This is a genomic window from Pseudomonas sp. PS01299 (genome assembly GCF_029960145.1).
Taxonomy (GTDB): Bacteria; Pseudomonadota; Gammaproteobacteria; order Pseudomonadales; family Pseudomonadaceae; genus Aquipseudomonas; species Aquipseudomonas putida_A.
Genome location: NZ_JASCPO010000206.1, coordinates 1 through 10677 on the forward strand (window position 1 = coordinate 1; position 10677 = coordinate 10677).

The window sequence follows — 10677 nt, forward strand, 5'->3', positions numbered from 1 at the left end:
GGCTTGCTCGCGAATGCGTCTGTCCAGTCAATAATTCTGTCTACTGATCCACCGCATTCGCGAGCAAGCCCGCTCCCACCGGGGTTTTGCATGGTTCTGAATATTCAGCGCTTGGTAATGACCACCTCCAGATACTCGCTCGGCACCACCAGTGACTTCTCTCCCACCCGGTTCGAGCGGTTCAGCAGATCCGCCAGGTCACTCTCCAGCGCCTGCCCGCTTTCCGGCGGCAATGCCGCGAATGCCTTGTGCACTGGCCCGTACCAGTGACGGAAAATGTCGATGAAATGCGCCGCCGAGCGATAGCGGAAATTGAAGGTGCGGCGGGTGACCTGCAGCAGAAATTCGCGCTCATTGAAGTGGCTGTGCAACCACGCTTCAGTGCCCCAGTTCGACGGCGGTTGGGCCACGGCGGGGGGTGGCACGTGGCGACCGAGAACCTTGAACATCTGGCCGACGAAACCTTCCGGCGTCCAGTTCGCCAGACCGATGCGCCCGCCCCTTCGGCAGACCCGCGCCAGTTCCGCTGCGGCAGTCGCCTGATCCGGGGCAAACATCACGCCAAAGGTCGACAGCACCGCGTCGTAACTCTCGTCGGCGAACGGCAACGCTTCGGCATCGGCGACCTGAAAAATCACATCAAGATGCTCGGCCCGCGCCCGATCCTGTCCACGCTCCAGCAGCGCCGCCACATAGTCGGTCGAGGTCACCTGACAACCACGTCGCGCCGCCGCCAGAGTCGCATTACCGTTACCGGCGGCGACATCCAGCACTTCCTCATCGCAGTGCAGGTCGCAGGCCTCGGCAAGGTTTTCGCCGACGATCTGCAAGGTGGTGCCGATCACCGCGTAATCACCGCTGGCCCAGGCGACTTTCTGGCGCTCTTTCAGACCCGTCAGATCAATGGGAGTACTCATCAATCGTGCTCCGCAGCAGGTAGAAGGACTTCATTCGGCCGTGGTCGGGTCGATGACCGTCATCACCCGCGCCACGCTGTCGGCCGGGAATCCACCCAGCCTGGCGTGCTCGCGCACCTGTTCTTCGTCAGGGGCGATGTAGACGCAATAGATTTTGTCGGCGGTGACGTAACTCTGCAGCCACTGCACCTGTGGCCCGAGTTCACGCAACACCTGGCAGGAGGTTTGCGACACGGCTTGGAGTTCTTGCGGCGACAGCTTTCCGGCCCCTGGAATCTCGCGTTCAATCACGAATTTCGGCATGGCAACCTCGCGTTCTTTTTATCAGTGACAGGGTCGGCAGTGGCCCTGCTCATCCACTATCGCGCCGAGGGTCGATGGCGTCCCTGCCAATCGTCCGAAGAGCCGGCAAAACAACGGCCGGGCCGATGAGTGGCGGTTTTTTGTAAAGGCCTCGAGACACTCCGAGATTGCCATTGCGTGGGGCAATCGGCTTTTATGCCTTCCCGTCTTCCGTGAATGGATTCCATCATGTCCCTGCGTCTTGAATGGCTCGTCGATCACCCGCAGCACAGCGACACTTACGCCGCGTGGATTCACCGCCAGTTCGCCTACGAATATGCCGAGCAACCCTTGGCCGATTGGCAACGCGAGTTCGCTGCCGGCCAAGACAATGGCGACTGGTCATGCCTGATTGCGCTGGACGGCGAGCGCCTGCTCGGCGGTGCGGCACTGGCCCGGGCGGACCTGGCCCTGCGTCCGGATCTCGGCCCGTGGCTGGCGTGCGTGTTTGTCAGCCCGCAAGCTCGTGGCCAGGGGCTGGCAGAGCGGTTGATCGATGGCATCAGCCAGGCGGCGAAACAGCGCGGCTTCGCACGTTTCTATCTGCACACACAGAACAAGCAGGACTACTACGCCAAACGCGGCTGGACAGTGCTGGAGCGCTTTCGCGCGTGGGACAACGAGCAATGGCTCATGGTGCGCGACCTGTGAGCCATTGATGTGCGCGGCGGTAACTGTCGATGCATCTGAGCACTCAGTTCTGGTTGTTACAGCCATCGGCAAATTTGCGGTAATCCAGCACCTGGGTTTTTCCGGCCGAATCCAGGTACGTCATGCGCGCATCGATAATGCCGCAGTTCACCGCGTTGTCCTCGGTCATCGACAGCACTTTCTGGATGTCCAGGTGCGTGCCGTAGGTGTAGGTGTGCGGGCTGACATCGGCTTCGGCCCGGGCCGACAGGGTGCAGATGTTCAGGGCGGCGAACAGGCAGGCGGCGACAACGGTTTTGTGCGTCATGGTGGTTTCCTCAAGGCTTGTATGGGTTGAGCCGAGGCAAACTGTGTGGGCCTCGATGGAGCCTATTTGAGGCGCGCGAGGTATCGCGTCTGTGTCAGGAAACGGCCGCTATCAATCACTGTGTATCCCCACCGCCCGGAGATACACAGCGATACAAAACCCTGAAAAAATCGCGTTTTTGCATGTGTATGTATCCGCCATTACGCCAGATACACTGCAATACAAACCCGGGCAGGCAAGCCGGCGCAGGCTCGATAGACTGCATGGCATTGCCCTTTGATAGAGGTTCTGCACCGATGGAACATGTCGATCACATTCTCATCGTCGACGACGACCGCGAGATCCGCGAGCTGGTCGGCAATTACCTGAAGAAGAACGGCCTGCGCACCACCGTGGTCGCCGATGGTCGGCAGATGCGCAGTTTTCTCGAAGCCAACACCGTCGACCTGATTGTGCTCGACATCATGATGCCCGGCGATGATGGCCTACAGCTGTGCCGCGAACTACGCGTGGGCAAACACAAGGCCACGCCGGTGCTGATGCTCACGGCGCGCAACGATGAAACCGACCGCATCATCGGCCTGGAAATGGGCGCCGACGATTACCTGACCAAGCCGTTCGCCGCCCGCGAACTGCTGGCGCGGATCAACGCGGTGCTGCGGCGCACGCGCATGCTGCCGCCGAATCTGGTGGTCACCGAAAGCGGCCGGCTTCTGGCCTTCGGCCGTTGGCAACTGGACACCTCGGCCCGTCATCTGCTGGACAAGGACGGCACGCTGGTCGCCCTCAGTGGCGCCGAATATCGCTTGCTGCGGGTGTTCCTCGATCATCCACAACGGGTGCTCAGCCGTGATCAGTTACTCAACCTGACCCAGGGCCGCGAAGCCGATCTGTTTGATCGCTCGATTGATCTGCTGGTCAGCCGTTTGCGCCAGCGCCTGCTTGATGATGCGCGTGAGCCGGCCTACATCAAGACCGTGCGCAGCGAGGGTTATGTTTTTTCGCTACCGGTGGAAATCCTCGGGGCCTCGGCATGAGCCTCAAGCTGCATTGGCCACGCACCCTGGCTTCGCGGTTGTCGCTGATCTTTCTGGTCGGGCTGATCCTGGCCCAGGCCCTGTCGTTTGGCGCGCAGTATTACGAGCGTTTCCAAAGCGCCAGAAGCACCATGCTCAGCAATATGCAAAACGACGTTTCGACGTCGGTTGCAATCCTCGACCGCTTGCCGGCGCAGGAACGCCCTGCCTGGTTGCCACGACTGGCTCGCACCAACTACGATTATCGGTTGAACGACGGCGATCCCGGCGCCCCGCTCGACGCCGAGGAGGTACCGGTAGCCGCGACCTCGATCAGCAGTGCGATCGGCGGCGCCCGTCCGCTGTCCTTCAGCCGTTTTCCCGCGGAGAAAAAACACTTCCAGGCCCATTTGCGCCTCAGCGACGGCAGCCCGTTGACCATCGATGTGCGTCCGGCCATGCCGCCGCTGTCGCCGTGGCTGCCGGGGGTATTGCTCGGGCAACTGGCGCTGCTGATCGCCTGCACCTGGCTGGCGGTGCGCATTGCCATACGCCCCCTCGCCCGCCTCGCCAATGCCGTGGAATCCCTCGACCCCAACGCGCACCCGGTGATGCTCGACGAACACGGCCCGACCGAAGTGGCCTACGCCGCACGGGCCTTCAACGCGATGCAGGCGCGGATCGCCGCGTATCTGAAGGAGCGCATGCAACTGCTGGCAGCGATTTCCCATGACCTGCAAACCCCGATCACCCGCATGAAATTGCGCGCAGAGTTCATGGACGACTCGGTCGAGAAAGACAAACTGTGGAACGACCTCGGCGAGATGGAACATCTGGTGCGCGAGGGCGTGGCGTATGCCCGCAGCATCCACGGCTCGACCGAGGAAAGCCGGCGCACCGATCTCGACTCGTTCCTCGACAGCCTGGTGTTCGACTATCAGGACATGGGCAAGGACGTGCAGCTGAGCGGCAAGAGCGCGGCGGTGATCGATACCCGTCCCCAGGCCCTGCGCCGGGTGCTGGTGAACCTGACCGACAACGCACTGAAATTTGCCGGTGCCGCACAGTTGCAGGTCGATATCGACGACGGTCTTTGCATCAAAATCCTCGATCGCGGGCCAGGCATTGCCGAAGCCGAGTTGCAACAGGTCATGCAGCCGTTCTACCGGGTGGAAAACTCGCGCAACCGCAGCACCGGCGGCACCGGCCTGGGCCTGGCCATCGCCCAGCAACTGGCCATGGCCCTCGGCGGATCACTGACCCTGAGCAACCGCGAGGGCGGAGGCCTGTGCGCGGAGTTGAAATTGCCCCTGCGCTGATCCCCACATTGGAATTTGCATGGAGCACAAACACTGCATCTTGCCCCAGCCCGGCTAGACTGATTCATTACCCAGTCGAGGGGGATTGCAGGACGACGTCAGCTGTGCCCTGCCCACTTCTGTGACCACCGCCCAGCGGCCCATGCCTCGACAACGTTTTGCCACCGGACGGTGATCCTGTATCAGGAGCACTCGTGATGGACGAAACACGACTCAACGCATTCATGGGCAAACTGGTCAACGACATGGGCGGCGCCGCGATGCTGGCGAACGTCATCGTTGGCGAAGAACTCGGGCTGTATCGGGCGATGGCCGACAGTCAGCCGGTCACCCCGCAAGCCCTCGCCGAAAAAACCACCTGCAACCCGCGTCTGGTACGCGAATGGCTCAGCGCGCATGTCGCGTCCGGCTATATGGAGCATCACGATGGCCAGTTTCGGTTGCCGGAAGAGCAGGCGCTGGCACTGGCCGTGGAAGACTCGCCGGTGTACGTCGCCGGCGGACTCGGTGTGGTGGCCTCGTTTTTCCACGACAAGGACAAACTGGTCAAAGCCATGCGCGGCAATGGCGCCCTGCCCTGGGGCGATCACCATCCGTGCATGTTCAGCGGCACCGAACGCTTCTTTCGCCCCGGCTACAAAGGTCACTTGATCGCTGAATGGCTGCCGGCGCTGGACGGCGTGGTCGCCAAACTCGAAAAAGGCGCCAAAGTCGCCGACATCGGCTGCGGCCACGGCGCGTCGACGGTGATCATGGCCCAGGCCTATCCCAACTCACACTTCGTCGGTTTCGACTACCACGCGCCGTCAATCACCGTCGCCACCCAGCGCGCCGAAGAAGGAGGGGTCAGCAGCCGGGCGAAGTTCTTCCAGAACAACGCCAAAAACTACCCCGGCGACGACTATGACCTGATCTGCTACTTCGACTGTCTGCACGACATGGGCGACCCGGTCGGCGCCGCACGGCATGCGTTCGAATCATTGAAGAAGGACGGCACGGTGCTGCTGGTCGAGCCGTTTGCCAACGACGCGCTGGACGACAACATCAACCCGGTCGGACGCCTGTTTTACGCGGCCTCGACCTTTATCTGCACGCCGAATTCGCTGTCCCAGGAAGTTGGCCTGGGGCTGGGTGCGCAGGCCGGTGAAATGCGCTTGCGCAAGGTGTTTACCGAGGCCGGGTTCAAGCATTTTCGCCGGGCGACGCAGACGCCGTTCAATCTGATACTGGAGGCGCGCAAATAAATCAGCGCTATCACCTGTGGCTAGGGAGCTTGCTCCCGTCGGATTGCAAAGCAAGCCCAAAACAGGCCTGCTGCGCAGTCCAGCGGGAGCGAGCTCCCTCGCCACACGGTTAATGCTAACCTGCGGGCATCGTCCTCCCCGGAGTGCTGACCATGCTCGACAGCCCGACCCGCGAACACCTCGACACCCTGCACCAGGCCATGGCCGATGGCGGCTTTGTGGTGCTGACCGGCGCGGGCATCAGCACGCCGTCGGGCATCCCGGATTACCGCGACAGTGAGGGTGTACGCCGGGGCCGGCAGCCGATGATGTATCAGGAATTTCTCGCCGCTCCGGAATCCCGTCGCCGCTACTGGGCGCGGGCCATGCTTGGCTGGCCGCGGGTGCGTCAGGCGCGGCCCAATGCCGCGCATCAAGCACTGGCCGATTTGCAGCGCCGGGGTCTGGTCAGCGCCTTGATCACGCAGAACGTCGACACCCTGCACGATCAGGCTGGCAGTCAGGACGTGATCGAACTGCATGGCAGCCTGCACCGGGTGTTGTGCCTGGATTGCGGCCAGCGCAGCGCGCGTGACGACATTCAGCAGCGGATGGTCGAGCAGAATCCGTATCTGGCCGGGGTCGACGCGATGCAGGCGCCGGACGGCGATACCCTGCTCGATCCGGCCTTCGAAGCACGTTTTCAGACGCCACAATGCCCGTATTGCGCCGGTGAACGGATGAAGCCGGACGTGGTGTTTTTCGGTGAGAACGTGGCGCAGCCGACGGCGGCGCGGGCCATGGCGGCGGCAGAAAATGCCGCGGGATTGTTGGTGGTGGGCTCGTCGCTGATGGCCTATTCGGCGTTTCGTCTGTGCCGGGTGATCGCCGATCGGGGCAAGCCGTTGCTGGCGATCAATCTGGGCAAGACTCGCGCCGATGATCTGCTGGATCTGAAGATCGAGGCGTCATGCGAACAGCTGCTGCCGTTGCTGGTGCAACGCTTGACTTCCTGACTCGCGAAATCCCCTGTAGGAGCGAGCCTGCTCGCGATAGCGTCCTTTCAGCCAAGACTTTCCTCGACTGATACCCCGCCTTCGCGAGCAAGCCCGCTCCCACAGGATCAATGTTCGGCTTTGAGAATATCGAACAGTGCCTGCGCCGCTGCCGACAGCTCATTGCCCGGCTCCGTGAGCACACCAATCGCCCGCTCCACTGAATCATTCAAGGTCAGGCAATGCGCGCCCAGCTCCAGCATCTGGTCGGCGCACAACGCTGGCACCGCACTCACCCCCAGGCCACTGGCGACCATGCGCCCGACGGTTGCCAGTTGATGACTCTCGAATTCCACCGGCAGTTTCATGCCCCGGGCCTGCAAGTGCTCTTCGAGCATCACCCGCACCGTCGACGGCCGTTGCAGGGTGATGAACGGTTCCTGCAGCAGGGTCTGCCAGTCGATCTCTGTGCGCCCGGCCAGCGCGGAATCCTGCGGCACCACTGCGACGAAGCGATCGATGTACAGCGGGGTGAACGTCAGCGAGGTGTTCTGCATCGGCTCGAACGCCACGCCCAGCTCCACCTGCCGGTCGCGGACCATTTCCAGCACTTGCTCGTTGATCACGTCGTTGACCGTGACGTTGACGTTCGGATAGCGCGCGCGAAAGGTCTTGAGGATCGGCGGCAGCAGGTTGCCGGCAAACGACGGCATGGCCGCCAGCGTCACCCGCCCGCGTTGCAGGCTGAAGCGCTGGCGCATTTCGTCTTCGGCGTTGTCCCAGTCGGCAATCAGGCGCCGGGCCAGCGGCAGCAGCGATTCGCCCTCGGCGGTCAGCGCCACATTGCGCGTGTTGCGGCTGAACAGCCGCCCGCCCAGCCCCTCTTCCAGCGCCTTGATGGTCAGGCTCAGAGCCGATTGCGACAGGTGCAAGCGCTCACAGGCCACGGCGAAGCTCAGGCTCTGAGCCACGGCGAGAAAGGCGCGGATCTGTTTGATGGTCATGAGCGCTATGCTTCCGTATCTGCAATCAGTCAATTGTTTAACTTTATCAATCAATCAACCTTAAAAATCAACTTAACAAATATATCCTGCAGCGAGACACTCCAGTCATTCGGCTAGCCAGCCGCCCGACAAACAATAAAAGAGGTGCATATGGCAGGTTTCGACAAGCGCGTGAGTTCCTACGAGGAAGCTCTGGCCGGTCTTGAAGACGGCATGACCGTGATCGCCGGCGGCTTCGGCCTGTGCGGCATTCCGGAAAACCTGATCGCCGAGATCAAGCGCAAGGGCACCCGCGACCTCACCGTGGTTTCCAATAACTGTGGCGTCGACGGTTTCGGCCTCGGTGTGCTGCTGACCGACCGCCAGATCAGCAAGGTGATTGCCTCCTACGTCGGCGAAAACAAACTGTTCGAAGAGCAACTGCTCAAGGGCGACATCGAAGTCATTCTGACCCCGCAAGGCACCCTCGCAGAGAAAATGCGCGCAGGCGGCGCCGGCATCCCGGCCTTCTTCACCGCCACCGGCGTCGGCACCCCGGTCGCCGAAGGCAAGGAAGTGCGCGAATTCAACGGGCGCAAGTACCTGATGGAAGAGTCCATCACCGGCGACTTCGCCATCGTCAAAGGCTGGAAAGCCGACCATTTCGGTAACGTCGTCTACCGTCACACCGCGCAGAACTTCAACCCGCTGGCGGCCACCGCCGGCAAGATCACCGTGGTCGAAGTCGAAGAAATCGTCGAGCCCGGCGAGCTGGATCCGTCGCAGATCCACACCCCCGGCATCTACGTCGACCGGGTCATTTGCGGCACGTTCGAAAAGCGCATCGAACAGCGCACCATCCGCAAATAATCCAGGCTGACGGAGAATAAAAACATGGCACTTACCCGCGAACAAATGGCTCAGCGCGTCGCCCGCGAAATGCAGGACGGCTACTACGTGAACCTCGGCATCGGCATTCCGACCCTGGTCGCCAACTACATTCCCGACGGCATGGAAGTCATGCTGCAATCGGAAAACGGCCTGCTCGGCATGGGCCCGTTTCCGACGGAAGACACCATCGATGCCGACATGATCAACGCCGGCAAACAGACCGTCACCGCGCGCATCGGCGCATCGATTTTCAACTCCGCCGAATCCTTCGCGATGATTCGCGGCGGGCATGTCGACCTGACCGTGCTCGGCGCGTTCGAAGTCGACGTTGAAGGCAACATCGCCTCGTGGATGATTCCCGGCAAACTGGTCAAGGGCATGGGCGGCGCGATGGATCTGGTGGCTGGCGCCGACAACATCATCGTGATCATGACCCACGCCTCCAAGGACGGTGAGTCCAAGCTGTTGGCCAGGTGCAGCCTGCCGCTGACCGGCGCCGGCTGCATCAAGCGCGTGCTGACCGACCTCGCCTACCTGGAAATCGAAAATGGCGCTTTTGTCCTCAAGGAACGCGCACCTGGCGTCAGCGTCGAGGAAATCGTCGCCAAAACCGCTGGTAAACTGATCGTCCCGGATCACGTACCGGAAATGCAGTTCGCTGCCCAGTGAGGAATTCGAAAATGCAAGACGTCGTAATTGTTGCCGCCACCCGCACCGCGATCGGCAGTTTCCAGGGTTCGCTGGCCAGCGTGTCCGCGGTGGATCTGGGCGCTGCGGTGATTCGCCAGTTGCTCGAACAGACCGGTCTGGACGGTGCGCAGGTCGATGAAGTGATCATGGGCCAAGTGCTGACAGCCGGCGCCGGCCAGAACCCGGCGCGTCAGGCCGCGATCAAGGCCGGCCTGCCCCACGCCGTGCCGGCCATGACCCTGAACAAGGTTTGCGGCTCGGGACTGAAAGCCCTGCACCTGGGCGCACAAGCGATCCGTTGCGGCGATGCCGAGGTGATCATCGCCGGCGGTCAGGAGAACATGAGCCTGTCCAACTATGTGATGCCGGGCGCACGCACCGGCCTGCGCATGGGTCACGCGCAAATCGTCGACACCATGATCAGCGATGGCCTGTGGGATGCGTTCAACGATTACCACATGGGCATCACTGCCGAGAATCTGGTCGATAAATATGAGATCAGCCGCGAACAGCAGGACGCCTTCGCCGCCGCCTCGCAGCGCAAAGCCGCTGCGGCCATTGAGGCCGGACGCTTTGTCGATGAGATCACCCCGATCCTGATCCCGCAGCGCAAAGGCGATCCGGTAGCGTTCAAGGTCGACGAACAACCACGCGGCGACACCACCGCCGAATCCCTGGCGAAACTGCGTCCGGCGTTCAAGAAGGACGGCAGTGTCACCGCCGGCAACGCTTCGTCGCTGAACGATGGCGCCGCCGCAGTCATCCTGATGAGCGCCGAGAAAGCCAAGGCCCTGGGCCTGCCGGTACTGGCAAAAATCGCCGCGTATGCCAACGCCGGTGTTGACCCGGCGATCATGGGCATCGGCCCGGTCTCGGCCACCCGTCGCTGCCTGGACAAGGCGGGCTGGAACATCGGCCAACTGGACCTGATCGAGGCCAACGAAGCTTTCGCTGCGCAATCGCTGGCAGTGGCCAAGGATCTGCAATGGGATCTGGACAAGGTCAACGTCAACGGCGGCGCCATCGCCCTCGGTCACCCGATCGGTGCATCGGGCTGCCGCGTGCTGGTGACGCTGCTGCACGAAATGATCAAGCGTGATGCGAAAAAAGGTCTGGCGACCCTGTGCATCGGCGGCGGTCAGGGTGTGGCGCTGGCGCTGGAACGCGGTTAATCCAAAGGAGCAATACAGGCGGCGGACGGATCCACGACATCCGCTCGCTGTCTGGTTTCACCGCTTTTGTGGCGAGGGGATTTATCCCCGATGGGATGCGCAGCAGCCCCAGAATTTTTCGCCTCGACACACATCTTTGCCAGCGCTTCGCACTGGATCGGGGATAAATCC

The 10677-nt window shown here is 62.0% G+C and carries 12 protein-coding genes; 8 read left to right on the plus strand and 4 right to left on the minus strand.

Features of this window, described 5'->3' with window-relative positions; all coding sequences use genetic code 11:
* Positions 1–104: 104 nt before the first annotated feature.
* Together QMX91_RS24760 and QMX91_RS24765 are read right to left on the minus strand one after the other, a co-directional pair.
* Complete coding sequence (locus tag QMX91_RS24760; RefSeq protein ID WP_097088834.1) at positions 105–917, minus strand: class I SAM-dependent methyltransferase; 813 nt, start codon at positions 915–917, stop codon at positions 105–107.
* A gap of 30 nt (positions 918–947) precedes the next feature.
* A complete protein-coding gene (locus QMX91_RS24765; RefSeq protein WP_223008359.1) occupies positions 948–1220 on the minus strand; it encodes a DUF4242 domain-containing protein in 273 nt (90 codons plus the stop codon).
* A 228-nt stretch (positions 1221–1448) separates the two neighbouring features.
* On the opposite strand from QMX91_RS24765, the gene QMX91_RS24770 reads away from it, so the two are divergent.
* A complete protein-coding gene (locus tag QMX91_RS24770) occupies positions 1449–1910 on the plus strand; it encodes a GNAT family N-acetyltransferase (protein WP_223008360.1) in 462 nt (153 codons plus the stop codon).
* Positions 1911–1953: 43 nt separating this feature from the next.
* Here QMX91_RS24770 and QMX91_RS24775 read toward each other — a convergent pair whose 3' ends face one another.
* On the minus strand, positions 1954–2217 hold the full coding sequence (locus QMX91_RS24775) for a DUF2790 domain-containing protein (RefSeq protein WP_027611659.1): 264 nt from the start codon (positions 2215–2217) through the stop codon (positions 1954–1956).
* Between the two features lie 296 nt (positions 2218–2513).
* Here QMX91_RS24775 and QMX91_RS24780 point away from each other — a divergent pair, with 296 nt between their 5' ends.
* From QMX91_RS24780 to QMX91_RS24795, 4 genes are all read left to right on the plus strand, one after another.
* Complete coding sequence (locus QMX91_RS24780) at positions 2514–3254, plus strand: response regulator (RefSeq protein ID WP_047601800.1); 741 nt, start codon at positions 2514–2516, stop codon at positions 3252–3254.
* Entirely contained in the window at positions 3251–4552 is a 1302-nt protein-coding gene (locus QMX91_RS24785) for a HAMP domain-containing sensor histidine kinase (protein ID WP_098964522.1), read from the plus strand. The genes QMX91_RS24780 and QMX91_RS24785 overlap by 4 nt, the downstream gene beginning before the upstream one ends.
* Positions 4553–4749: 197 nt before the next feature.
* Complete coding sequence (locus tag QMX91_RS24790; protein WP_134786747.1) at positions 4750–5796, plus strand: class I SAM-dependent methyltransferase; 1047 nt, start codon at positions 4750–4752, stop codon at positions 5794–5796.
* Positions 5797–5948: 152 nt separating this feature from the next.
* A complete protein-coding gene (locus tag QMX91_RS24795; RefSeq protein ID WP_098964525.1) occupies positions 5949–6791 on the plus strand; it encodes an NAD-dependent protein deacetylase in 843 nt (280 codons plus the stop codon).
* A gap of 107 nt (positions 6792–6898) precedes the next feature.
* On the opposite strand, the gene QMX91_RS24800 is transcribed toward QMX91_RS24795, so the two are convergent.
* Positions 6899–7774, minus strand: a complete 876-nt coding sequence (locus QMX91_RS24800) for a LysR family transcriptional regulator (protein WP_282413526.1) — start codon at positions 7772–7774, stop codon at positions 6899–6901.
* Positions 7775–7924: 150 nt separating this feature from the next.
* Between QMX91_RS24800 and QMX91_RS24805 the strand changes: the two genes are divergently transcribed.
* From QMX91_RS24805 to QMX91_RS24815, 3 genes are read left to right on the plus strand one after another with little or no spacing between them, the layout of a single operon-like run.
* Positions 7925–8623: a CoA transferase subunit A gene (locus QMX91_RS24805; RefSeq protein ID WP_098964529.1), complete on the plus strand. Its 699-nt coding sequence runs from the start codon at positions 7925–7927 to the stop codon at positions 8621–8623.
* A gap of 24 nt (positions 8624–8647) precedes the next feature.
* Positions 8648–9313 (plus strand): CoA transferase subunit B, encoded by a 666-nt coding sequence (locus tag QMX91_RS24810; protein ID WP_027611653.1) that lies wholly within the window; start codon positions 8648–8650, stop codon positions 9311–9313.
* A gap of 11 nt (positions 9314–9324) precedes the next feature.
* Complete coding sequence (locus tag QMX91_RS24815) at positions 9325–10506, plus strand: acetyl-CoA C-acetyltransferase (RefSeq protein ID WP_047601805.1); 1182 nt, start codon at positions 9325–9327, stop codon at positions 10504–10506.
* Positions 10507–10677: the final 171 nt, after the last annotated feature.

Excerpts from the sequence above, each read along its gene's own strand:
- QMX91_RS24760 (WP_097088834.1), bottom strand. The coding sequence starts at position 917 with ATGAGTACTCCCATTGATCTGACGGGTCTGAAAGAGCGCCAGAAAGTC.
- QMX91_RS24765 (WP_223008359.1), bottom strand. The coding sequence starts at position 1,220 with ATGCCGAAATTCGTGATTGAACGCGAGATTCCAGGGGCCGGAAAGCTG.
- QMX91_RS24770 (WP_223008360.1), top strand. The coding sequence starts at position 1,449 with ATGTCCCTGCGTCTTGAATGGCTCGTCGATCACCCGCAGCACAGCGAC.
- QMX91_RS24775 (WP_027611659.1), bottom strand. The coding sequence starts at position 2,217 with ATGACGCACAAAACCGTTGTCGCCGCCTGCCTGTTCGCCGCCCTGAAC.
- QMX91_RS24780 (WP_047601800.1), top strand. The coding sequence starts at position 2,514 with ATGGAACATGTCGATCACATTCTCATCGTCGACGACGACCGCGAGATC.
- QMX91_RS24785 (WP_098964522.1), top strand. The coding sequence starts at position 3,251 with ATGAGCCTCAAGCTGCATTGGCCACGCACCCTGGCTTCGCGGTTGTCG.
- QMX91_RS24790 (WP_134786747.1), top strand. The coding sequence starts at position 4,750 with ATGGACGAAACACGACTCAACGCATTCATGGGCAAACTGGTCAACGAC.
- QMX91_RS24795 (WP_098964525.1), top strand. The coding sequence starts at position 5,949 with ATGCTCGACAGCCCGACCCGCGAACACCTCGACACCCTGCACCAGGCC.
- QMX91_RS24800 (WP_282413526.1), bottom strand. The coding sequence starts at position 7,774 with ATGACCATCAAACAGATCCGCGCCTTTCTCGCCGTGGCTCAGAGCCTG.
- QMX91_RS24805 (WP_098964529.1), top strand. The coding sequence starts at position 7,925 with ATGGCAGGTTTCGACAAGCGCGTGAGTTCCTACGAGGAAGCTCTGGCC.
- QMX91_RS24810 (WP_027611653.1), top strand. The coding sequence starts at position 8,648 with ATGGCACTTACCCGCGAACAAATGGCTCAGCGCGTCGCCCGCGAAATG.
- QMX91_RS24815 (WP_047601805.1), top strand. The coding sequence starts at position 9,325 with ATGCAAGACGTCGTAATTGTTGCCGCCACCCGCACCGCGATCGGCAGT.